Source organism: Calothrix sp. CCY 0018 (assembly GCF_963920925.1).
GTDB lineage: Bacteria > Cyanobacteriota > Cyanobacteriia > Cyanobacteriales > Nostocaceae > Rivularia.
Genome location: NZ_CAWUDI010000040.1, coordinates 33636 through 57914 on the forward strand (window position 1 = coordinate 33636; position 24279 = coordinate 57914).

The 24279-nt window shown below is 36.9% G+C and carries 16 protein-coding genes and 1 pseudogene; 13 read left to right on the forward strand and 4 right to left on the reverse strand.

The features are described 5' to 3' along the window. Positions 1 to 69: 69 nt before the first annotated feature. Positions 70 to 3195 (forward strand): efflux RND transporter permease subunit, encoded by a 3126-nt coding sequence (locus tag ACM03V_RS25220; RefSeq protein WP_414623548.1) that lies wholly within the window; start codon positions 70 to 72, stop codon positions 3193 to 3195. A 169-nt stretch (positions 3196 to 3364) separates the two neighbouring features. Here ACM03V_RS25220 and ACM03V_RS25225 read toward each other — a convergent pair whose 3' ends face one another. After that, positions 3365 to 3736 (reverse strand): hypothetical protein, encoded by a 372-nt coding sequence (locus ACM03V_RS25225; protein WP_414623549.1) that lies wholly within the window; start codon positions 3734 to 3736, stop codon positions 3365 to 3367. Positions 3737 to 4111: 375 nt separating this feature from the next. Here ACM03V_RS25225 and ACM03V_RS25230 point away from each other — a divergent pair, with 375 nt between their 5' ends. From ACM03V_RS25230 to ACM03V_RS25245, 4 genes are all read left to right on the forward strand, one after another. Next, positions 4112 to 5479 (forward strand): ammonium transporter, encoded by a 1368-nt coding sequence (locus ACM03V_RS25230; protein WP_414623550.1) that lies wholly within the window; start codon positions 4112 to 4114, stop codon positions 5477 to 5479. 148 nt (positions 5480 to 5627) lie between these two features. Beyond that, the gene (locus tag ACM03V_RS25235) at positions 5628 to 6455 is read left to right on the forward strand and encodes an SGNH/GDSL hydrolase family protein (RefSeq protein WP_414623551.1); all 828 of its coding nucleotides are present in this window, start codon (positions 5628 to 5630) and stop codon (positions 6453 to 6455) included. 40 nt (positions 6456 to 6495) lie between these two features. Continuing rightward, the gene (locus ACM03V_RS25240; protein ID WP_414623552.1) at positions 6496 to 7704 is read left to right on the forward strand and encodes a 4-hydroxy-3-methylbut-2-enyl diphosphate reductase; all 1209 of its coding nucleotides are present in this window, start codon (positions 6496 to 6498) and stop codon (positions 7702 to 7704) included. Positions 7705 to 8491: 787 nt separating this feature from the next. Then, positions 8492 to 8806, forward strand: a complete 315-nt coding sequence (locus tag ACM03V_RS25245) for a hypothetical protein (protein WP_414623553.1) — start codon at positions 8492 to 8494, stop codon at positions 8804 to 8806. A 225-nt stretch (positions 8807 to 9031) separates the two neighbouring features. On the opposite strand, the gene ACM03V_RS25250 is transcribed toward ACM03V_RS25245, so the two are convergent. Continuing rightward, complete coding sequence (locus ACM03V_RS25250) at positions 9032 to 10378, reverse strand: alkaline phosphatase (RefSeq protein WP_414623554.1); 1347 nt, start codon at positions 10376 to 10378, stop codon at positions 9032 to 9034. 229 nt (positions 10379 to 10607) lie between these two features. Here ACM03V_RS25250 and ACM03V_RS25255 point away from each other — a divergent pair, with 229 nt between their 5' ends. The 3 genes from ACM03V_RS25255 (at position 10608) to ACM03V_RS25265 (ending at position 15490) form a co-directional block, all read left to right on the forward strand. Next, entirely contained in the window at positions 10608 to 12704 is a 2097-nt protein-coding gene (locus tag ACM03V_RS25255; protein ID WP_414623555.1) for an NACHT domain-containing protein, read from the forward strand. A 536-nt stretch (positions 12705 to 13240) separates the two neighbouring features. Next, positions 13241 to 15112 carry a S8 family peptidase gene (locus ACM03V_RS25260; RefSeq protein ID WP_414623556.1) on the forward strand — a complete coding sequence of 624 codons (1872 nt, stop codon included), beginning with the start codon at positions 13241 to 13243 and terminating at the stop codon, positions 15110 to 15112. 69 nt (positions 15113 to 15181) lie between these two features. Further along, the gene (locus tag ACM03V_RS25265; protein ID WP_414623557.1) at positions 15182 to 15490 is read left to right on the forward strand and encodes a hypothetical protein; all 309 of its coding nucleotides are present in this window, start codon (positions 15182 to 15184) and stop codon (positions 15488 to 15490) included. Positions 15491 to 15699: 209 nt separating this feature from the next. Here ACM03V_RS25265 and ACM03V_RS25270 read toward each other — a convergent pair. Together ACM03V_RS25270 and ACM03V_RS25275 are read right to left on the reverse strand one after the other, a co-directional pair. After that, positions 15700 to 16392 (reverse strand): annotated as a pseudogene (locus ACM03V_RS25270) (response regulator transcription factor); the annotation flags it as partial. Between the two features lie 372 nt (positions 16393 to 16764). Further along, complete coding sequence (locus tag ACM03V_RS25275; RefSeq protein ID WP_414623558.1) at positions 16765 to 17004, reverse strand: hypothetical protein; 240 nt, start codon at positions 17002 to 17004, stop codon at positions 16765 to 16767. A gap of 225 nt (positions 17005 to 17229) precedes the next feature. Between ACM03V_RS25275 and ACM03V_RS25280 the strand changes: the two genes are divergently transcribed. The 5 genes from ACM03V_RS25280 (at position 17230) to ACM03V_RS25300 (ending at position 24230) form a co-directional block, all read left to right on the forward strand. Continuing rightward, a complete protein-coding gene (locus ACM03V_RS25280) occupies positions 17230 to 17358 on the forward strand; it encodes a universal stress protein (protein ID WP_414623559.1) in 129 nt (42 codons plus the stop codon). A 477-nt stretch (positions 17359 to 17835) separates the two neighbouring features. Beyond that, positions 17836 to 20973, forward strand: coding sequence for a PAS domain S-box protein (locus ACM03V_RS25285; RefSeq protein WP_414623560.1), 3138 nt, complete (start codon positions 17836 to 17838; stop codon positions 20971 to 20973). Positions 20974 to 21527: 554 nt separating this feature from the next. Continuing rightward, positions 21528 to 22337 (forward strand): hypothetical protein, encoded by an 810-nt coding sequence (locus ACM03V_RS25290; RefSeq protein ID WP_414623561.1) that lies wholly within the window; start codon positions 21528 to 21530, stop codon positions 22335 to 22337. A gap of 234 nt (positions 22338 to 22571) precedes the next feature. Continuing rightward, on the forward strand, positions 22572 to 23129 hold the full coding sequence (locus tag ACM03V_RS25295) for a DUF3611 family protein (protein WP_414623562.1): 558 nt from the start codon (positions 22572 to 22574) through the stop codon (positions 23127 to 23129). A gap of 45 nt (positions 23130 to 23174) precedes the next feature. Further along, on the forward strand, positions 23175 to 24230 hold the full coding sequence (locus ACM03V_RS25300; protein WP_414623563.1) for an AI-2E family transporter: 1056 nt from the start codon (positions 23175 to 23177) through the stop codon (positions 24228 to 24230). Positions 24231 to 24279 lie beyond the last annotated feature (49 nt).

The following is a 24279-nucleotide window of genomic DNA, read 5'->3' on the forward strand; positions in this document are numbered from 1 at the left end:
TAATAAATATCTTTTTTAAAATTACAACTTTTTGACAAATAAATACCAATCGTCAATGCCCAAAACATTATGTTTACTCTCTTTTATCGTAATTCCCGCTTACTAATTCTTACTATTATCTTAATTACCGTTTGGGGAATTTCTTCCTATTTCACTTTACCAAGACTAGAAGACCCCGAATTAGTTTCTCGTACTGCTATAGTGAGTACTTTCTTTCCTGGTGCTGATGCGGAAAGGGTAGAAGCTTTAGTAACAGAAAAAATAGAAGATAAATTAACAGAGATAGAGGAAATTGATAATTTTGAATCTACTTCCCGTACTGGTAGTTCTATTATTACGATTGACTTACAAGATACTGTCAGTAAACAAGAAGTAAATTCGGTCTGGACGCGAATTAGGAATAAAATAGATGAAGCCGAAGTCGAACTACCTGATAATATTATTGAGCCAGAATTAGAAGCAGCTAAAGTCAAAGCTTATGCTTTAATTGCTGGTTTGACTTGGGAACAAGATGATAAACCTAATTATGGAATTTTACGTCGGCAAGCAGAAGTTTTTAAAGAACGTTTAGAAGCTATATCGGGAACTGAGGAAGTAGAAATTTTTGGCGAGCCTCAAGAGGAAATAATCGTCGAAATTAATCCCGAAGCATTGGCTAGTTACAATTTAACAGCAAGAGAACTATCACAACAAATTGCTCAAAGTGATTCCAAAATTTCTGCGGGACAGTTACGCGATCGAGATAATAATTTATTAATTCAAGTTGCGGGAGAACTAGATACTTTAGCAAGAATAAGACAAATTCCGATTAATTTTGGCAGTCAAGGTCAATTTGTGACTTTACAAAATATCGCCACAATTAGCAAGGGAATTAAGGAACCAGCTACCGAACTTGCATTATTAAATGGTCATCCTGGTGTTGCTGTTGCGGTTCACGTTCAGTCGGGAACAAGACTAGATTTATGGTCGGAAGTAGCTAATGAAAAAATAGCTGAATTTAAGTTAGAATTGCCTAGTAATATTGGTTTACCGATTATTTTTGCTCAAAGTAGTTATGTTGAGGAAAGATTAAACAGTTTAATTTTGAATCTATTAATGGGCGCGGGTTTAGTATTTGGCGTAACTGTAATTATGATGGGTTTGAAGAGTGCTTTAATAGTAAGCTCGGCTTTACCTCTATCAGTATTTATGGTGTTTGGTTGCATGAATTGGTTAAACATTCCCCTCCATCAAATGTCGATTACCGGATTGATTGTTGCACTGGGAATTTTAATTGATAATGCAATCGTGATGGTAGATGAAGTACAAAAGGAATTAGGAAAGGGAATTAAACCTAAAGCAGCGATAAACCATAGCATTCAAAATTTAGCAATTCCTCTATTAAGTTCAACTCTAACTACTGTTTTAGCTTTTTTACCAATAGCATTATTACCTGGGAGTGTAGGAGAATTTGTCGGGACAATTGCTATTACCGTTATCGTAGCTGTTTGCTGTTCCCTATTTATTTCGTTAACGATTATTCCTACTTTCAGCGCTAAATTGCATCGGGATAAGGATAGTGAAGATAAAAAACAAAATTTATCTTGGCTGCAAAGTGGTATTTTTATTCCTCTTTTGAATCGTTTGTATCGACGTACTGTAAAATTCACAATTGCAAAACCTGTCTTATCAATTTTGCTCGCTTTATTAATCCCAGTTATGGGTTTTATTCAAGCTGGTAGTCTCGAACAACAATTTTTTCCGGCTGCTGATAGAGATCAACTTCAAATTGAACTAGAATTACCTGCTTCAGTTTCTTTAGCAAAAACTCAAACTTTAATTAAACAAATTCGCCAAAAAATTCTAGCTAATCCAGAAGTTACAGATGTTCACTGGTTATTAGGTAGCAGTATTCCTTCCTTTTACTACAACTTGACTGGTGGAAAAGAACAGCAAGCTAATTACGCTCAAGCATTAGTACAGTTAAATTCTCTAACCTCTAGTTCTATAACTAAAAAAATCCAAAGCGAACTAGATAAAGCTTTTCCTTCAGCACGAATTATTGTCAGACAATTAGAACAAGGACCTCCTTTTGCTGCACCGATTGAAATGCGGATTTATGGTTCTAATGTGGAAACTTTACAATCATTGGGTGAAAAAGCTAGACAATCATTAGTACAAATTAAAGATGTAACTCATACCCGTGCAAGCTTAAATGAAATTCAACCACAAATAGAATTTCAAGTAGACGAAGAACAAGCACGTTTAGCAGGATTAAACCGGACAACAATTGCTCAACAGTTGGATAATTCCTTAGAAGGTGTAATTGGTGGTTCGATATTAGAAGGAAACGAAGAATTACCCGTCAGAGTTCGTTTAGGAAATCAAGAAAGAGGTAACTTATCACAAATATCTTCTTTAAATTTATTAGCAAATTCTTCAAGTATTAATCGGGAAGGGAATAATCCCCTTGCTGCTATTCCTCTTTCTTCCTTGGGTAAAGTTCAACTTAAACCAGAATTAGCTCAAATTACTCACTACAACGGACAAAGAGTTAACACAGTTCAAGGTTTTCTAAATGCTGGAGTTTTACCAGCAGAGATTTTAAGTAAATTTGAAGCCAAATTAGAAAATAACAAATTTACTTTACCTCCTGGTTACAAATTTGAATTTGGTGGAGAGCAAGAAGAAAGAAACGATGCTGTAGGGGGTTTGGTTTCTACCGTGGGAGTTTTAATTATTCTTATGATAGCCACATTGGTACTTTCCCTCGGTTCATTCCAATTAGCAGGTGTTATCGGAATAGTTGCTGTAGCATCTTTTGGTTTGGGTTTATTTTCCATCTGGTTATTTGACTATCCCTTCGGCTTCAACCCAATCATCGGTTCGATAGGTTTAATTGGTGTCGCAGTCAATGACTCAATCGTTGTTCTCAGCGCAATTTCTAATCATCCAATAGCAAAAACTGGAAATTCTAAAGCTATTCAAGAAGTGGTATTACACTCGACTCGTCACGTAGTCACCACTACGTTGACAACAGCCATTGGATTTGTCCCTCTATTGCTTTCTGGTGGGGAATTTTGGCCACCTTTGGCAGTTGCTATTGGTGGTGGTGTAATTGGTGCAACTTTGCTGGCTCTTTATTTCGTTCCTGCTGCTTATTATTTGATAAAAAATCGTTTTTCAACGAGTAAGATGGTGATTGATTCGCTTTAACTAGTACCGCTTGGCGTAAGTAAGAAGTAAGAAGTAAGAAGTAAGAGTTTTAGCCATTTTAGATGGTAGCTTTATTTCCGCCGTGGTGTACTAGTGAATATCACAGGGAGCCAGATATATGAAAAAAGATATTTCAGTAAAGTATTAAATCAGACTTTTGAAACATCTGCTAAGAACCTTCGCTTAATTGACGTTTGAGTTGAGCTACTTCTTGTTCGACCTTGATTAATCTTTCTACTATATCTAAACGTTGTGTATCGGCAGATTGATGATAACCATAAAACTGATTGAATTTTTCTCTTTGATCTACAGTCGATTTGGCTATTTCTACAACCAAATTCCTGATATCTTCTTTCAAACTGCTGACATCATCTTTCAAGCTTCTGATATCTTCTCTATTGCTTCTAATTAATTCTGCATTTTCCTGAATATACTCTGCATTCGCTGCGATGTTGGCTGTATTTCTAATTTGACTTTCTTGTATCTGTCTTTGAACGCCTAACATCTGTTCGATAGTGTTTTGAATTTCTTCTGGTGTCATAATTGATTCCGCTCGTCTGATTGTTTAATAATATCAAATTTAGAACTAGTTCATTAAGTAATATTTCTGTGTTGACCTCCGCGATTCTTGACGTTTGATAAATATATTTTTTATTCATAACTTAAATAATCTGAATTCTGTACGTTTAAAACAAATACTGTTTCATCAAAAGCTTAAAATCCACATCTTGTTTTTTTCTTCACAATTAAGATTGGGATTACATTTAGATACTTTCAATCTTCTTCCATACAGTTCGGAATTATCTCAAAGCTTTGAGGTAAAAATTTTTTCTAATTACTATTCTCTGCTTCCTATTTTTCGTTCTTAAATCAGTTTACAAACGTAAAAATAGTCGGCACACAAGGACAATAACAAGTGTTGAAAAAAATTACATTGATAGTAGCTATAACTCTGCTTTTTTTAAGCGGAACAATAAATAATGCTTTTGCTCAGATACAGTCACCAGGATTTCCACCTGCTACCAATAATGGTAATGCTTCTACAGCATTTGTATTAATCTGTGCGGCGATGGTGTTGTTGATGACACCGGGGCTGGCTTTTTTCTACGGTGGATTTGTCCGCAGCCGCAATGTCCTCAATACGCTGATGATGAGCTTTGTCACGATGGCTATTATCGGTGTGACTTGGGTTTTGTGGGGCTATAGCTTTGCTTTTGCACCCGGTAACGCATTTTTTGGTGGGTTTGAATGGTTTGGGTTAAACAACGTTGGTTTGCAACCAAGCGAATATGCACCACAAATTCCCCATTTGGCATTCATGGCTTATCAGGGAATGTTTGCCATTATTGCCCCAGCCTTAATTTCCGGCGCGATCGCAGAAAGGATGAGTTTCACCGGATACTCAATATTCGTGGTTTTGTGGTCATTTTTTATCTATTCTCCCATCGCGCATATGGTTTGGGGTGTAGGTGGATTATTAAGTTTATCTGGCGGTTGGGGTGCGTTAGATTTTGCTGGTGGTACTGTCGTACATATTAGTTCTGGGGTATCAGCTTTTGTTGCAGCCATGTACCTCAAGCCCCGAAAAACTTTTCCCGATAAATTAAGTCCACCACACAATGTACCGTTTATTTTACTCGGTGCTGGTTTATTATGGTTTGGCTGGTTTGGCTTTAACGCAGGTAGCGCTTTAGAAGCCAACAATTTAGCAGTAGTAGCCTTTGTGAATACCAATACCAGTGCAGCAGCAGGCACTTTAACTTGGTTAATTTTAGAAAGAGTATTGCGCGGTAAATCTACAGCAGTAGGTGCAGCCACAGGAGCCGTTGCAGGCTTGGTAGGTATTACACCAGCAGCCGGATTCGTTACACCCATAGCAGCAATCTTGATCGGTAGTATCACCGCTTTTATATGCTTCTACGCCGTCAGTCTCAAGCATAAAATGCAGGTTGACGATGCTTTAGATACATTTCCTATTCATGGCGTAGGCGGAACAGTCGGCGCAATTTTGACAGGTATCTTTGCTAGCAGAGCCGTCAACCCAGGCGGAAGAGACGGTTTATTATATGGCAATCCCGACGAACTACTTTTAGAACTTGCCGCAATTGTAGTTACTTACTTTATCGCCGGATTTGGTACCTGGATTATTCTCAAAGTAGTTGAAAGTACTGTTGGATTGCGAGTCCATGAAAACGCCGAATTACAAGGAATGGACATCAGCGAACACGGCGAAGAAGCTTACAACTCCGAATATACAGATAAAATTAATTTTGGTAAAAAGTGATGTTAGGGAGTAGGGAATTGGGCATCGCGCATTGATAATTGATAACTCCTAACTTCCCCTTGTCTCCCCATCCCCCCATCTCCCCCTCTCCCCATCTCCCCATGAGTAGACTACAATCTTATGCAAAGAATTGAGTCTGCTAATAACCGTGTCTAGTTCTGTTAAAACTTTTCCTGCTTGGGCATTTTTCTCTTTATTAAGTAACGTCATACTTCTACTAGCGGTAATCTTGCTGATTGGCAAACAGCAGGCTGTTGCCGCTTTTTTGGCTAATGTTCTTTCTCCGACTCCGCAACCTACTCCTAAGACTCAAACACAGCAAGCCGTTGCCCCTCAATTGGGTAAACGCTATCAATTTGACTATCAAAAGTGGGTGAATATTCTCGAACAGGAAGCTGAAGTTGCAGCAGAGAAGAAACCCCGGAATTTAACTGTGATGGCTGGAGATTCTCTGAGTTTGTGGTTTCCCTCGGAGTTGTTACCGGATAATAAAACGTGGTTAAATCAAGGAATCTCTGGGGAAAAAACTGCTGGTTTATTAAAAAGATTAAATTTATTTGACAAAACCACACCGGAAAGCATTTTTGTGATGATAGGCATCAACGATCTAATTGCTGGTGTGAGCGATCGCACAATTTTAGATAATCAACGACAGATATTAACTTATTTACATAAAAAGCATCCCAAAGCCCAAATAGTAGTACAGTCAATTTTGCCGCATCAAGGCGAACAAGCAACTTGGGAAGGCAAAAAAAAGCTTTTAGCTATTCCTAATAGTCGCATTCGCAACTTAAATCAACAGTTGCGAACCATAGCAGCAAAAGAAGGCGTAAAATACTTAAACCTATATCCTTTGTTTGCCGATAAACAAGGAAATCTCAAATCCAACTTTACAACTGATGGATTACACCTGAATCCAAATGGTTATTTAGTCTGGAGTTCCGCTTTACAGTTAACAGTGAACAGTGAGCAGTGAATAACTAACAACTAATAACTAACAACTAATAACTACTATTATGGATACAAAAGCTTTTAAACGTTCATTACAACATTCTGAAAATTACCATCGTCGGGGATTTGGACATCAAGAAGAAGTGGCTACTCAGCTAGATTCGGAATATCAAAGTAGTTTAATCCAAGAGATTAGAGATAATAATTATACTTTAAACAGGGGCGATGTTACTATTCGCTTGGCGGAAGCTTTTGGCTTTTGTTGGGGTGTGGAGCGTGCTGTGGCAATGGCTTATGAAACCCGCAAGCATTTCCCTTCCGAACAAATTTGGATTACTAATGAAATTATTCACAACCCATCTGTAAATCAACGTTTGCGAGAAATGCAGGTTGGATTTATTTCTGTGGAAGCCGATCAAAAAGACTTTTCTGTAGTTGGTTCTGGAGATGTGGTAATTTTACCTGCTTTCGGCGCAAGCGTTGAAGAAATGCAGGTGCTGTCGGATAAAGGCTGTAAAATTGTCGATACAACTTGCCCTTGGGTTTCTAAAGTTTGGAATACGGTTGAAAAGCATAAGAAAGTTGACTGTACTTCGATCATTCACGGCAAATATAAGCACGAAGAAACTATTGCAACTAGTTCCTTTGCTGGTAAATATCTGATTGTTCTCAATTTGCACGAAGCTGAATATGTTACCAACTATATTTTGAATGGTGGCAATAAAGAAGAGTTTCTAAGTAAATTCAGTAAAGCTTGTTCAAAAGGATTCGATCCCGACATCGATTTAGAGAAAGTTGGGATTGCCAATCAAACTACAATGCTCAAAGGAGAAACCGAACAGATTGGTAAGCTATTTGAGCGTACCATGATGAAAAAATATGGCCCTACCGAACTAAATCAGCATTTTCAAAGCTTCAATACCATTTGCGACGCTACCCAAGAAAGACAAGACGCAATGTTAGAGTTAGTGGAAGAAAAACTCGATCTAATGATCGTGATTGGTGGATTTAATTCATCAAATACCGCTCACTTACAGGAAATAACAGTAGAAAAACAGCTTCCTTCCTATCATGTCGATAGCGTTGAAAGAATTTTATCAGAAAATAGCATCGAACATCGTCAGTTAAATGGCGATATCGAAACATCTCAAAAATGGCTCCCAGATGGGAAAATTGTCGTGGGGATTACTTCTGGTGCTTCTACACCGGATAAAGTCGTAGAAGATGTAATCAAGAAGATTTTTGAACTCAAGCAAGCAGCGGTTGTCGTTTAAATCGATTTACAATAAATTTTTTCAAAATTAAAAAACCCGGTTTTGTGGAAAAACCGGGTTTCTTCCTGATCTAAAATTTTTGAAACTAGTATGGAGCCACATTAAATAATGGTTCGTAGTAGCGCTGTCTTCGCCTCATGATTCGGATTTCGGAGGCGCTGAAGCGCTACTACGAACTAGCTTTTTTTACTTTGTAAGGGAACATAATCGACATAGTAACTGTCATCCACTCAAACAAACTTCACTGTTTACCTAATTTATCGTAAATACTTGCGGAAATTTTGAATATAAGAGTGAAGACAATTAAAGCTATCAACATTCAATTTTGCATTACATCCCATATCACCTACAGGGTTCAAAAGATACCATCTATAAATGTAAAAACTACGCGATTATTTAAGCACTTTTCAAAAAATCATCTTTCTTGCGATAGTTGCATAGTCGATGCCAAAATCAGCCAATTATCAACTAATATCTCAATAAATAAGCCATTATTAAATTCTGCCCAGAGAAATTAATAATATTTATAGATCGGGTTAAGTACCACTAATGCTGTATGATAATTAACACTAATAGCAAAGTTACTTCTAAAGATAAACATTTAATTTTAGCATTAAGTTATTGATTGATAACCGTAAAAACTAGTAAATTAATAGAAGCTAACTGCTATTCCTGGCCAAAATTTAGCTATATAAAGACTATTCCTCTCTCAACTAATTTCAATGTCAGAGTGAGGGATTATCCTCGTATATCTAAATATCTACTCAAATTAAAAGGGTTAAGGATTATGATGAGGATCGATAAAAAATTAGCGCTTGCAACTGCTTGTCTAACCATATTTTCGGCTGTAGCTGTGAAACCAGTGAGTGCGATCGACAGCAACCAATCGGGGCAATTGATAGCACAGTCGTCCAATGATGAATCATTTATTGAAGAAACGCCCCCTAAGTCTGAGACTAATCAAAATGATGTACCATCATCCAATACACAAAGTTCTGATGATTCTTGGATAATGCCAGTTTTATGGGGATTAGGTGGATATTTGATTGGCAGTCTTGTAGGAACAAATAAGACTTACACCAAGATGAACAAAGGTCGTTAATCTGGATTTATGTTACTTCTTACAGTGTGTTTCTCTTCAAATTAACTCGGCTCGAAATCGTTGAGGAGTGACTTCTGATTGCGATTTAATGGTGGACAATTATTAGTCTGTCCACCATTAATGGGATTAGGGAATAGAGAATAGGGAACAGGGAATAGGGAATGGGGAATAGGGAATAGGAAAGAGATATACTAACACCTTTAACCTTTAACCTTTAACCTACTCCTAACTCTCGATTTCTTTGCCAAATAACGTTAGGTACATCAAACGATAGATGTCTGTATTATCTACAGTAGTAGGTAATTTATCTGCGTTTAATCCGTGTGTTTTAGTGACAATCGAACCAGTAAAATCATTGAAGCCTGCCCACGCGATCGCGAAGGGATAATTTTTTCCTTGTTTATCTGGCCCCGACATAAAAGGTAAAGTAGCTGTACCATCTTTACCATCCCAGGGTGCCCCATTGTCACCTTTTTCTGGCAGGGGTTTATCCAAAGGAAATTTTTCGGTGGTGCCTCCAATTACTTCTAAACCACCTGCATCGCTATCGGCAGCAGTGACTAATAATGTATTGGGATTTTTTTGATCGATAAATTCCATTGCGACACCAACCGCATCATCGGCGCGTTTGACTGCTTCTATACAGCCTTTAGCGTTGTTGTAATTACAAAAGTTGTCGCTTCCTTCTTCTTCTAAAACAATAAAAAAGCCATTTGAATTTTGGGATACGATTTTTAGAGTTGCATCTAACATTTGAGACACCGTAGGAGTATCTGAAACGTATAAGGGTAAATTTTTCTCTTTTAAATCTTCTTCGGATTCGTCGTTATAAGTGTCTGTTGCCGCGAATATTCCTAATACTTTTTTAGTCTCTGCGGGTAAATCTAAAAGTTCGTCGCGAGTATAAACTACGGTATAGCCCTTTTTTTTGGCTTCTTCGATTAAATTCAATCCGTCTTCTCGCTGACTTTCTTCAGCTTTAGCATACTTTCCCGCAGTACCTTTAGGCAGATAAAATACTTCACCACCACCTAAAATTACATCGACACCAGAGTTAACTATTTGCTTGGTGATTTCTGCAAACTCTCGACGAGTCTTGGTTTTAGCGACAAATGCCCCCGTTCCCGGTTCGGGTATAATACCGGAATTGATAATTGCCGTAGCTTTATTAGCTTCAACAGCTTCTTCCATAATAGTTTGTGGTTTACCCGAAGCTGCAACTATGGGTTGTCCGTTTTCATCTAATCCAAAAGAATCATCATTTACTTTGACTCCCGTAGCGTGAATTACCGCACCTGCATTAGAAGTCGCGGTAAGTTGGTTTTTCAAATGTCCTAAATATACCCCCAAATTTGACATCTTATCCCAATTTAATCTACCATCAGGCCCATAATTAAGCATTCGCGCTGCACCCCAATGAGATGCACTGGTACCATCTGGATGGATAAATATGACGTTTCCTTGATTAGTTGGATTCGCAGTAGTTTTATCGGATGGTGAGGTATTACATCCAGCTAAACCTACTATTATCAAGGCTGTTAAACCAATAATTTTTCTGTTAATTTGCAACATGGTTTTTTAGAGACTCTATATATTTGTTTCTGAGAAGGTTTATGGCTTTTATGATGTTAAACCTGGGCTAGATATAGCAATATGCTTGGATTTTGTAAATATTTTAAGACTTAAATTTTCTTAGTAAAAAATAAAAAACAGTAAATATTATAAGTATTTTTTCTAGTATATCCGGAATCAATAAGCGTAATATGTATATATTCCTTGTATTTTATAAGTATTTTTGACTATGTTCTTTTCAGAAGCTTTGGCAAGCAAAATTACCGAAGAAGTTGTCAAAAGTTTGGTTGGTATTTTTATCGGAGAAAGTTGGGATAAAGTCTCGAAGTTAGGATATATCTTAGATAAAAAGGCTCAGCAGATATTATTTAATGCATCGCACAAGTACATACAAAACTATACAGAGCGTCACGGTTGCCTGAAAGTCTTGGGTATGCAGGAGCCTGTAGAACTTGAAAAGGTTTATACTAGTGTACGTTTTCTAGAAAGATTGAATATTCGTCAGTTTGAATCTATTGAAAATTTAGAAAAAATTTACCGACAAAATCGCAGTTTTCAACCACAAAATACTTTAGATTCAAATGGACTTCAAGTTGCTAATGAAAAACAGTATTTAATGGTTTTAGGTGGTCCAGGGGTTGGGAAGTCTACGTTTTTACGTAAGATGGGACTCGAAGCACTCAAGGGAAACGAAGGAGAATATCTACATAAGTGTATTCCAGTTTTTATTGATTTAAAAAGGTTTGAGTCAAAACAAGAAATTGATACTAAACAAGCGATTATTGAAGAGTTTAGCATTTGTGGTTTTCCCGATGCAGAAGCAGCTACAGAAAAATTGCTTAACTCGGGAAAATTATTAATTATATTGGATGGCTTGGATGAAGTTCCAGGAAAAGTCACTAATGATGTAATTGACCACATTCACAATTTTTGCGATAAATACGATCGGAATCGCTTCATTATTTCTTGTCGAACTGCTGCCTATAATCATAATTTTCTTCGCTTTACTGATGTGGCAATGGCAGAGTTTAGCAATGCTCAAATTAAGCAGTTTATTTATAATTGGTTTCAGTCAGAATCCGATAAGAAAATAGATACGGCAGCTAAATGTTGGGAATTATTACAAAAACCAGAAAATGCCGGCGCAAAAGAATTAGCAAATACTCCTCTATTATTAACTTTACTCTGTTTGGTTTATCACCGTTCGCAAAATTTTCCTAATAATCGTAGTGTTTTATATAGCAAGTCATTAAGACTATTTTTAGAAGAGTGGGCTGCTGAAAGAAGAATTATGCGAGAGGCTATTTACGAAGGTTTAAATACAGAATATCAAGAAATACTACTTTCTCAAATTGCTCATTCTGGGTTTGAAATTGACCAATTATTTTTTGGGAAGCGAGATGTTGTTGATAAAATTAGATTTTTTTTGCAAGATAATCTCAATGCACCAAAGCATCTCGATGGAGAAAAAGTTTTAACTGCGATCGCAACTCATCAAGGAATTTTAGTAGAACGGGCTGAAGATGTATTTTCGTTTTCCCATTTGACGCTCCAGGAATATTTAACAGCGCAATATATTGTAGACAATTTTCAAATTGAAACATTAGTAAATCATCATCTTGCTGATAGACGTTGGCACGAAGTATTTCAATTAGTTGCGGGTTTGATGCGCGGTGGGGTAGATAATTTTCTATTGATGATGGAAGCAAAAGCACAAAAATATGTTAATACTTCAAAGTTACAAGGTTTATTAAGATGGGCAGAGGAAGCTACTACAGATACTTCGGAAGATTATAATTTAAGCGCAAAACGTGCAACAGCATTGTTTTTAGCAGTTGCAAGAGACAGTGTATTAGATTTCGTGACACTTTTGAGTCCGAAACTTTCAAGCATAATGGAAATAACCTGCGCTTTAAATTTTGCTCGTGCGGTTAATTATCCTCGTAATAAAAATAGTACAAGTCGCGCTTTGTCTGATGCTTTCTCTCGTACTGTAGTCAAACGGTTAGATGATTTTAGAATATTTAAGTATGTGGAATTTAAAACTGTAGTAACACGTTTAAATAAAATTAAAAATCAAGCTCCCAGAAGTTACGAACCTTACAGAGCGCATAAAGGATTTAACAATCGGGTTTCTAATATCTGGTTCAGTTCCTTAAATTTAAATTCCGATTTAGTCAATTTATCAAATGAAGAATTAGACGCTCTAGATAATTTTATCTATATTAATTCGTTGATAGTACGCTGCAAGCAAGCAGCAGTTAGAGTATCTTCTAAAACGTGGTCAGAAATTGAAAATAGAATGCTATTAGTTCAAAGCAATTAGTAATGAAAAGTTAATTGTCGTCAAGTCCACACTTCCGCCTTGTAAGCCGGAGGCTTTCTCGCAGAGAAATTAATTTCAAGGCTAATATACAAAGTACGTTAAAACGCACTAAAAGCCATACCCAGTCTGATTTATCAGACTTTGTGTTTGAGCCTGGGAATTTATTCCAAGGCGATGTTGAGAATGGTGCAAGATGTAAGATTTATAGGACTTTTGCTATCAGACGGAGAGCAGCGCGTTACGGAGGTTCCCGCAGTACGTAGCGACTGCGGAGGGTTTGCAACCCCCGGCGGTGCCCTCGAATGTTGCAAGATGTAAGCACTACGAACTTTTCCTATTTTTTTTCTATTACAAATATTCTCTAGCGGTATAAAAAATAGTGTATTTTGAGCTACTATTGAATTAATAAGCATCAGTTTTATTACGGAGCTTTTTATCCGATAAAATAAAAAAATTAGATAAAAAATCGTAATTTAAAATAGATATACATGATAAACAATTAAGCTTGACATGGTTCGTAATGGGAAAGGTGATTGATGCGATTTGAATGGACAAATATTTTTGCAGATATTGACCCTAGATTGCAAAGACTTATACAGCGTCGTCGCAGAGGACTATCTACTCCACCCACAGCTTCAACAGAGGTGGGAGAAGTCGCGGCGATCGCCCTTGTGAACGATTTAAAAGCATGGCTTTCGATGAGTGAAGTACGAGAAGGTGCAGTGCTTGGAAGTACAACCGATGGAAATATTATTGTGACTGCCAGAGTTCCCGTGTCGCGATTGCAGTCTGTACGTACTTGCCCTTGCGTTGTCAGTTTGCAAGCGTCGCAAAGTTTGCAGCTAGCTACGGAAGACCTAACCCCCCAGCCCCCTTCCCTACAAGGGAATGGGGAGAATTTGAACCTAACCCCCCAGCCCCCTTCCCTACAAGGGAATGGGGAGAATTTAAAGCCTCTCTCCTCGCAGGAGAGAGGTTCCGTAACTAAACAGCAGGGAAAGAATGCAATTGTAGGAATTATTGATGTGGGTTGCGATTTTGCTCACCAGAATTTTCGTCACCCAGATGGTTCTACTAGAATACTTGCTTTATGGGATCAAGATGGTTCCTCCGCCCCGGATAGTCCTTTCGGTTATGGAAAAGTTTATCGCAGCGCAGAAATAAATCAAGCTTTACAAGCTGAAGATCCTTATAAAGCGTTGGGTTACTATCCCGGAAAATATGCTCACGGCACCCACGTTATGGATATCGCTGCGGGAAATGGAAACGGTACCCAAAATCCGGGTATGGCTCCCCAAGCTGATATTGTATTTGTACATTTTTCCACTGGTGCTGTGGAAGCAGTTTCAATTAATGGAGGCTCTGCTGTAGATAAGTCTTTGGGGGATACTACCGAACTTGTAGAAGCGGTAGATTTTATTTTTGGGATGGCGGACGTTCGCCCTTGTACAATCAATATTAGTTTAGCGATGCATGGTGGCCCTCATGATGGTACTGCTTTGGTTGAACAAAGTATAGATGCTTTGGTGGAAGCAAAACCCAATCGGGCAGTAGTTATTGCGGCAGGAAATTCTTATTACAAAGGAATTCATGCTTCGGGAAAGGTACCGCAAAAAGGTTTTACCGATTTGCACTGGGATATTCCTAGAGGGCATTGGCAGTACAAAGCATTGGAACTTTGGTACGATGGCGCGGATAAATTCCGTTTAGAAATTATTCCTCCGGATGGCGAACCTTTGGTAAGTCTGCAATTGGGTGAAAATGGAGAAATTATAGACGAAGACGATAACACCGTAATTTACTTATCTCACCGTTTTTGCGACCCCAACAACGGCGATAATATGATTGGTGTTTTTATGGAATCCCGACTTCCGGGTGGAATTTGGACTTTACGATTGCACGGAGTAGAAGTAGAAAACGGTAATTTTCACGCTTGGATAGAACGTGAAGATGGTTCTCAAACCAGCTTTATCCCACCTCACGATAATACTCATACCGTTAATTCCATCGGCTGCGGACGCAATATTATTATGGTTGGTTCTTACGATCCAACAAAACCCAGCCAACCTTTATCATATTTTTCTAGTTCTGGCCCAACTCGCGACGAACGAAAAAAGCCCGATTTTATTGCTCCCGGACAAAATATATGGGCTGCTGCTTCACTTACTCAAATTCAATCTTATCGAAAATCCGGCACCAGTATGTCCGCACCCGTTGTCACCGGAATAATCGCCTTAATGTTAAGTGAAGCTCGCGATCGCAACATTGAATTAGATATCAACCAAATTCGCGATATTCTATTCCAAAGCGCTGAAAAGAACTTCCCAAAAGATCCGTTAGAGAAAGCGCGTTATGGTTATGGCCCGATAGATGTTAATGTTGCTCTTTCACTCATTAGAGCGATGTGATAGCATTAAGTCATAGAATATAATATTATTCGACCACAAAAATAAGGTTTGAACAAGGAGTTGTTACCTATGCTTTATATAGCAGGTAAACCAGTGCGCGTTAGAAAAAGTATGCTGCACGGCTGTCACAAAAAAGAACACGGCTCTGAAATAGCTCAGTCGCAACAAGAAAGCGACGATGTTTTTGGCGTAACCATAAAAGTAGCAGAACCCGGTTACATACCCGCAGGTGTGAAATTAAGAGGTCATATTTCAGAAAATTTGCTTACAGCAACTGTTACTTCAGAAGATATGGAAAATTTAGAAAGTGATTCTAGGGTAGTTTCAATTAGTGCGCCAAGAAAACTACATTCGACTAATAATGATTCTGTTACTTAAATATCTTTAACATCAAAGCTGCTTAACTTTAGTTGACAACTGAGCTATATTATGTATATGTACGTATTATAGCGTAATTTAATAAAAATTGTGATGAAACAGGACAAATTAAATATAAGTATGGTATAGAAGCCTTTTATTAACTAGTCGCCTTTTATTGTTTGGGAGAGGAGAGAGAAAAGTATTCATAGTTATTTCTCTACAGGTATCTCCCCCGCTTCCTCTTCAACCTGCGGATTCAGACGATAACCAATACCATAAACAGTTTCAATCATATTGCTAGGGACACCTTTCTCTTTTAACTTCATTCGCAATCCTTTGATATGAGTGCGAACGGCTTCTTCTGTGGGAGCATCATCGTAAGACCAAAGATGATCTAAAATTGTGCTGCAACTAAATACATGATGGGTGTTTCGTAAGAAAAGCTCTAATAAAGCGTATTCTTTGGGAGTTAAGGCTAAAAGTTGTTTATTATAAGTAACTTCATAACATCTGGGGTCAAGTTGTAGAGAACCCCATTTTAAAATAGGTAAGGATTTTATCTTTCCCCTACGCAATAGCGCCCTGATACGAGCGGTTAATTCTTCTTCGTCAAAAGGTTTAACCATGTAATCATCTGCTCCAGCATCCAAACCTATAGCTTTTTCATGAGGACAGCTTAATCCTGTCAATAGCATAATTGGTGTTTGTAAACCGTCAGAACGCATTTGTCGGCACAGGCTAATACCATCTATTTTAGGTAAGGTGATATCAAGGATAATTAAGTCATAATCAAAAAGTTTTATAAATCCCCAAGCCTCTTCTCCATCCGAGGCAATTTCAACCACATAATTTCGATCGGCGAGAATCAGATTCAGCGCTTTTGCAACATATTGGTCATCTTCTACAACTAATATTTTCATCAAGAATCCCGCAAACAGAGCTTGATATTTTAGAGGCATACTGTAAGCAAACATCAAGAACCAAAAGCGACGTGCTGCGGGAGTTTATCCGCAAGCTGTCAGCAAAGATAGGCTAAAAATTAGTATTTGTTAGCGTTTTAAATACTGTTGATTAACCCTATAGCTTTTTTCGCGTCAAACTGGGAAAGAATTAATATAGAATAAGTTAACTTAAATTTTAGAATATTAAATAAATTATGCTTTGCTTTACTTAACAAATGTAAACGATTATTGATTTTTCTTCAAATACAAAATATAAGCCACGCTCTGAAAAATCAAGGAGTGGCTTATCGAAAAACGAAATTATTTGTTGATATAACTTCAATTTAACTATTAAACATGGGTGACAGCAAGTTCGGGGGAATTAATGCGATAAATACGAGAGTTTAAACTTGATTTTTCAATTTTTTGATGCATTGTAGATAGTTTACCCGATATTGCTTCTGTCAATGAACGAGAATTTGCTAGTTCGCATACGGGCATTTCTTGCCAACAACTAGGGCAAAACCAGTAAACATGGTTATGACTGATGTGACATAAAAGGGTGTCTTGACAACAAGGGCAGTTATTCATGATTGTTTTTTCAACCTAATTAAATTATTTGCAATTATCTAAAGTTAGATAAATTTTTTTTGCTAAATAAACTTTCGGACGGGGTGATGCTTTGATTATAAAAAATAAATGTGAGAAACTTGTGAGGGTTTGAACTACATACAACTTAATACTCACAGAATCCTCATAATGTTTATCTATAAAGTAATTAGTTAATGGTTAGCAGTTAAATAGGGAATAATCTATATGTTAAATAGAATTCTTGTAGCCATCGATAATTCGTCATCGAGCCAGCAGGTGTTTGATGAAGCTGTATGTTTGGCAAAAGCAACAGATGCTAAGAAGAATGCTTTTACACGTTTTATCTCCTCTTGATGAGCAATACGTCGATACGAATGTTTTTACAGCCATCTATTCTTTATCCGCAATTGCAAGGAAATAATAGTAAATATGCCAATGATTGGGAAAAGCTATCGAGGTCGTCGGGGAATAAGCGAACTTTTAACGGGTAGTGTTAGCAATTATGTGCTTCCTGAAAGCCCATTGTTCGGTGTTTACAGTACAAGGAATAATTCATCATGCTAAGGAGGTATTTCCAACAGAAAATATAGAACTTGTTGGTAAAATTTAGGTAAAATTTGAATAATTTGTTGAGTTTTGTTAACTGTAGAGACATGATATATAAAGCGTCTCTACAGTTAATTGCTGATTTATTAAAAATCGCTACAATATTATTAATGTGACTTATTTTTTTCATAAAATACTTTTTCCCCGATAAGTTATTTTTTCACAGAGATTAAGTGAAATTAGCTTATCATTATTGCCTATATTATTTAGTAAGGCATTTTAATTATGTCATCTGTTACCAATTCACATAATTTATTTACTTTAAATCGGGTTATTGAAACTTATTGTTTGACAGTAACACCCGATACTTTGGTTTCGGATGCAATTACTTTAATGCTGAATATAAGTTATGCAAACGATGAGAAAGCAAGTTGTGTTTTAGTAACTGAAGAATGTCGTTTAGTCGGAATACTGACTCAAGTTGATGCTCTGAGATTTGCAGCTTCTGGTAAAATATCGTCTGTGAAAATAGCTGACGTGATGAGACGAGATGTAATCAGCTTAAAGAAATCTCCCAATCAAGATATTTTTACAGCGTTACAGGTAATGCATCAGTATGGAATTTCTCATTTACCAGTTGTTGACGATAAAAATATTTTATTAGGAATTGTCGCAGAAAAAACTTTATTACAAGTCTTTGCGAATGAAGATGATGGTATTATTCATCTAAAAAATAGATTCAAAAATGCAAATGGGTCTAAGCAAGACATTAATAGTATTTCAGCAGCGTCAGATCAAATTAAATTTGATGCAAATATTTTAGCTCACATTAGCGACGCGGTTATTGCGATCGATAACGAACACAAGATTATTTATGTAAATCAACGAGCCGAGGAGCAATATAATATTAATGCTGCGGAGTTTGTTGGACGCAGTTTAGCAGAAGTATATGAATATCGCTGGCATAATCCAGATGATAAACAGTTTGCGAAAGAAAGTTTATCTAAAAATGGTTGGTGGCAGGGAGAAAATATTCATACTAAGAAGAATGGTGAGGTAATTTATGTTGAGTTATCGGTTAGTTATTTAAATAATCATAGCGGCGAAAAAATTGGTTTGTTAACTGTGATTAGAGATATTACTCAACGCAAGCAAGCTGAAGAGAAATTACGTCAAACTGAAGCTTTGCTGCAAGAAGCACAGAGAATTGCTAAAATAGGTAGTTGGTCTTGGGATTTGACTACAGATCAAGCTTGGTGGTCAAAACAATTCGATCGGTTTGCTAATCGCGATAAAGGTAATTCTACACTTAATATTGAAACTATAAGCCAGTCGATTCATCCGGAAGATAGGGAGCGAGTAAATCGGCTGACTCGAAATGCGATTGAAAAAGGTATTCCCTACGAGACGGAATTTAGATTTATACGCTCCGATGGTTCGATTGGTTATGCATTTTCTTGTGGAAAAATAGAACGCGATCGCAACAATAGAATTGTCCGTTTTTACGGTATTTCCAAAGATATCAGCAAGTATAAGCAGGCAGAGTCAGCGTTACGGGAAAGTGAAGCAAGATTTCGCAATATGGCAGATACAGCCCCCGTATTAATTTGGATGGCTGGATGCGATAAGTTTTGCAATTATTTTAACGCCGTGTGGTTGGAATTTACTGGAAGAAGTTTAGAGGAAGAAATTGGTAATGGTTGGGCTAATGGAGTTCATCCAGACGATCGAGATAGATGCGTAGAAATCTACGTTAACGCTTTCGATGCCCGTCAAGGGTTTTCGATGGAATACCGTTTGGAAAATAGGAATAAGGAATATCGCTGGATTTTGAATAAGGGTACACCAAGATTTAATTCAGATGGAGATTTTGAAGGCTATATTGGCTCTTGTATAGATATTACCGAGCGCAAACAAGCAGAAAAGAAAATTGCCGAGCAAGCTGTTTTACTCGATGTCGCTACAGATGCAATTTTGCTAAGGGATTTAGAAGGAATAATTTTATACTGCAATCAAAGCGCAGAAAGGATGTATGGTTGGACGGCACAGGAATTTTTAGGTAAGAGTGCCAACAAGCTTTTATTTAAGGAATTTACTCAAGAATTGGCGGAAGCATTGCAAGAAGTTACGCAGAATGGTGCGTGGCAGGGTGAATTAGAAAAAGTTACCAAGCAAGGTAGAGATATTACTGTAGCCAGTCGCTGGACTTTGGTACGCGACGAAGCGGGAAACCCCAAATCAATTTTGACAGTAGATACCGACATCACCGAGAAAAAACTGCTTGAAAGTCAGTTTCTCCGCGCTCAACGTCTGGAAAGCCTCGGTACATTAGCAAGCGGAATCGCCCATGATTTGAATAATATGCTCACTCCAGTATTAGCAATATCTCAATTGTTGCCGCTCAGACTTAATAATATTGATAAGACTTCGAGTGAAATGTTGGTAATGCTCGAAGCTACTGCTAAACGAGGCGCTAAGTTAGTCAAACAAGTTGTTTCATTTGCTCGTGGCAATGAAGGTAAGCGCACGGTGCTGCAAGTCAAGCATTTATTAAAAGATATCGAGCAGTTTGCTAAAGGTACATTTCCTAAAAGCATCATAATTGAAAGAGATTTTCCGCGAGACTTATGGACAGTTTCCGCAGACGCTACTCAACTGCATCAGGTATTTATGAATTTAGTAGTTAATGCCCGCGATGCAATGCCCGAAGGAGGGATTTTAACTATTGAAGCTGAGAATAAGTTTATCGATGAAAGCTATGCCAAAATGAATATTGAGGCAAAAGTTGGTTCCTATATTGTAGTTACGATTACCGATACAGGAATTGGGATTTCTCCACAAGTTATAGATCGAATTTTTGACCCATTTTTTACGACAAAACAAGTAGGAGAAGGAACGGGATTGGGTTTATCTACGGTATTAGGAATTGTCAAAAACCACGGTGGTTTTATTGAAGTATCCAGCCAAATCGATAAAGGTACTCAATTCAAAGTTTATTTACCAAGTATAGAAGGAGAGGTTTCGCCGATATCGGAACAGATGCAGCTACCTATAGGAAATAAAGAATTAATTTTAGTTGTAGATGATGAAGTGGCAATTTGTGAAATTATCAAAACCACCCTTGAAACCTATAATTTCCGCGTAATGACAGCCAGAGATGGCATCGAGGCACTTGCAGTTTACGTACAGCACAAAAAGGAAATTAATGTTGTTTTAATAGATATAATGATGCCATCAATGGACGGTGCAATAGCCATCCGTACCTTACAACAAATGAATCCACAAGTAAAAATTATTGCGATGAGTGGATTAGTTTCTAATGAAGCTTTAGTACAATCTAGCGGTACTGGTATTCAAGGATTTCTTACCAAACCTTTTAGTGCTGGTGACTTATTAAATACTTTGGAACGAGTTAAGAGTTAGGAGTTGGGAGTTAGGAGTTACGAGTTGGAATCAAGCCATGCACCCTACTAACTTTCGTCTCTTTAATAATAATTAATTATATAAAATATATTTTCGCCAAAGCTACCCAAAGATATAGTTGAGAACCTTTCTTTAAGTTATTGACAAATGTGCGTTGTTAGTATCTTCATTACTAAATATTGGTTAAATTTTTGTTAAATTAAGATTTTCAGCATTAGTGTGAATTGTAAGATTAAAAAATAATTTCATTTGAAAAATATCTATATTATCTCCGCCTATTGCCTCTTTCTTAAGATAGAAGCCAATTCACCTTTTATGTTTTATTGTTGACAGAGTTAAATGTCTGAAATGTTGCGAAACATTGCCTACCTAAAACAAGAGTATAATTTTTATATAGCTGCAAATCTATAAATAACTAACGATAAGCAGTGTGAGGAGGATAGGAAAAGTTTTATTAAATAATAATAAGCGCTAATCCCCATTTCAGGCAATGCATTTTAGCCCCAACTGCTAACTGCAATTATTAAATAAGAACATTGAAAGGAGAAATTTTCATGCTTAATAGATTTCGTTCAAAAGCTTTAGCTTTAGCTTTAGCTGCTGTAATACTTCCAGCTTGTGCGGAGACGGCAGATAATACGACAGTACAGGAACAAGAAAACGTCACGGCTGAGGAAGTTGCTGATAAAACTGATAAACTGATCGGACAAAGCGTAACTATTAGAAGCAACGCTATAAATAAAATTAGCGAGTCTACATTTGCCGTTACCGATGATGACTTTTTTGGTGGAGATACTATTCTAGTTGTGAATGCAACCGGAGATACTCAACCACTACCTGAAGGTGTAGAATTGCAAATCACGGGTGAAGTGAAAAAGTATGGCACTGATAATTTTAACAAAGATTATAAGTTGAAGCTGGACTCGAAAGAGTACGAGAAGTTTGAAGGTAAGGCAGCAATGGTTGCTCAGTCGATCGCACTAGCGCCAAAACCAGGTCAAATTACAACAGATCCTAACGAATATTACAATAAAGTGATTGCAGTGCCAGGTGAAATTGAAAATACAACTGGGACAGATGTATTCACCCTTGATGAAGATGCAATAATTGGTGCTAATGATTTGTTAGTTTTGGTACCAGATAATAAGGATGTGGTTCCATACAGACAGAATGTTAAAGCAGGTGAGACGGTTGTTGCTACAGGTACACTAAGACAATTTGTAGTAGCTGACTTAGAAAGAGATTATAACTTTACTTGGGATGCTGGTGTTAAGAGTAAATTAGAAGCAGACTATAAAGACAAGCCCGTTTTGGTAGTTAACACTATTTATCCTTCTGCATTACCTAATTCTCTTGAAAAATAAGTTGATGTTTGTATATTGCTAATCTAAATAGCTTTTTAAAAGTAGGGGTTTTCATGTAATGTGGGAACCCCTATTTTGCGTAAATATTTCATCCTAAATACAGAAAGCGATCTACCTTTTGAAAGAAGAATTTGATAAATAGTAAAAGATAAACTAATAATATATCTGATTTTTTATTCTACAGATTTTGCTGTTACGTTTATTTTTGTAAAAATCATAAAGGAGAAAATATTAATGCAAACTAAAACATCTTCATCACCGAGTAAACGAGAATTTGCTGGAACTTTTCGTTTACTTGGTAGAATCAGCTTTTGGGCACATTTACTTTTGGGTGTCGTTGCTGGAATTACGTTGCTATTAGTAATGTTCAGTCGTAATTTTAGCGATATTAACAATCCTTTTGTTGGATTTGGAATATTTTTAGGATTATCTGGTGTTGTTGCTATAGGTTTCCGAATCTTTTGGGCTTATCGTTACACTCGTTTAGCCAAGCGTTTGCAGTTACCCGACAGTAATTTACATCCTAAAAAAGAAGAAATTATTCAGGTTTTACGTGTTGGTTTGATTATTAGTTTACTAGGAATTGGGTTAGGATTTTTTGCATCTGAAGTAGCTGCGATCGCCGCTTTAGGAAAAACCCTTGCTCAACCTCAAGGAGTAGCGGTTTACAATCCAGAAACAGTAGTACGCTCTATCGATTTACTTTTGATACTTGCAGATGTGACTATTATTGGCGCTCATTTTTTAGGTAGCGTTAATTCTTTAGGATTGCTTGAGTGGTTAGAACACTAAATTGAGAAGGAAACATACAACAGAAAACAGTGAAAGAGGTTAAATGTGCGCTTCGGTAAATTAATTAGCTTCCTGTTATTTGCAGTTTTTCTGTATATCTTATGGCAGATTAGACAAGTATTATTGTTGGGGTTTACAGCAGTAGCTTTTGCAACGGTTATTAATAGGTTGGTAAAAATAATCCAGTCTCGTCTTCATATGAAGCGGGGGTTTGCCGTTGCTATTTCAATTCTTTTAATATTAGCAGGTTTTATAGGAATTGCTGCGATTGTTGTACCTTCTATTATCAATAAAATACCGCAATCTACAGATTTAGTTAATAGGGGATTTGAGCAATTAAGAGATAGTTATAGTTGGTTACAAAACGTAATACCGGGACAAATACTTACCGATATTGGTAGTTTACAAAATTTTGGGCAAAAATTACTAAGTACAGATTCTAATTGGTTTGGTGGCTTTTTTAAAATATTTTCCAACTCTCTTGATTTTGTCTTAAATTCGCTGTTGGTGGTTGTTGTCACCATCATGATTTTAGCAAATCCTTCTGCTTACAGGCAGATTTTTTTATTGTTATTTCCGGGATTTTATCGTTCCCGTGCCGATAATATTCTTTCGCAATGCGAACAATCTTTGGTAGGTTGGTTTATTGGCATTGTATTTAATATGACGGTTATTACAACCTTAAGTTTAATCGGATTATTTTTATTAGGAGTTCCCTTACCTTTTGTAAATGCTGTATTTGCAGGTTTTTTAACATTTATTCCCAATTTGGGGCCAACTTTAAGTGTAATTCCTCCTGCTGCAATGGCTTTAACTCTTGCACCTTGGAAAGCTTTAGCTGTAATAGTTCTTTATATAATTATTCAGCAAACTGAAAGTAATATTTTGACTCCCTTGGTAATGAAGCGGGAAGTATCTTTATTGCCAGCTATTACTTTGTTATCTCAAGTAGCTTTCGCTGTCTTCTTTGGATTATTAGGTTTATTTTTAGCTTTGCCGTTGGTAGTAGTTTCTCAAGTTTGGTTGAGAGAACTTTTGGTTAAAGATATTTTGAATGATTGGAAACCAAATAATTATAGAAATTATAGTAGTGATTCGTAGGGTGCGTTAGAAGTATTAGTATGTACGATATATTGCTGCAAATAAAAAT

Bases quoted from the DNA above. Each gene is read 5' to 3' on its own strand.
- ACM03V_RS25285 (WP_414623560.1), top strand. From the start codon at position 17,836: ATGTCATCTGTTACCAATTCACATAATTTATTTACTTTAAATCGGGTT.
- ACM03V_RS25275 (WP_414623558.1), bottom strand. From the start codon at position 17,004: ATGAATAACTGCCCTTGTTGTCAAGACACCCTTTTATGTCACATCAGT.
- ACM03V_RS25255 (WP_414623555.1), top strand. From the start codon at position 10,608: ATGTTCTTTTCAGAAGCTTTGGCAAGCAAAATTACCGAAGAAGTTGTC.
- ACM03V_RS25245 (WP_414623553.1), top strand. From the start codon at position 8,492: ATGATGAGGATCGATAAAAAATTAGCGCTTGCAACTGCTTGTCTAACC.
- ACM03V_RS25225 (WP_414623549.1), bottom strand. From the start codon at position 3,736: ATGACACCAGAAGAAATTCAAAACACTATCGAACAGATGTTAGGCGTT.
- ACM03V_RS25280 (WP_414623559.1), top strand. From the start codon at position 17,230: ATGTTAAATAGAATTCTTGTAGCCATCGATAATTCGTCATCGAGCCAG.
- ACM03V_RS25240 (WP_414623552.1), top strand. From the start codon at position 6,496: ATGGATACAAAAGCTTTTAAACGTTCATTACAACATTCTGAAAATTAC.
- ACM03V_RS25220 (WP_414623548.1), top strand. From the start codon at position 70: ATGTTTACTCTCTTTTATCGTAATTCCCGCTTACTAATTCTTACTATT.
- ACM03V_RS25295 (WP_414623562.1), top strand. From the start codon at position 22,572: ATGCAAACTAAAACATCTTCATCACCGAGTAAACGAGAATTTGCTGGA.
- ACM03V_RS25250 (WP_414623554.1), bottom strand. From the start codon at position 10,378: ATGTTGCAAATTAACAGAAAAATTATTGGTTTAACAGCCTTGATAATA.
- ACM03V_RS25290 (WP_414623561.1), top strand. From the start codon at position 21,528: ATGCTTAATAGATTTCGTTCAAAAGCTTTAGCTTTAGCTTTAGCTGCT.
- ACM03V_RS25265 (WP_414623557.1), top strand. From the start codon at position 15,182: ATGCTTTATATAGCAGGTAAACCAGTGCGCGTTAGAAAAAGTATGCTG.
- ACM03V_RS25260 (WP_414623556.1), top strand. From the start codon at position 13,241: ATGCGATTTGAATGGACAAATATTTTTGCAGATATTGACCCTAGATTG.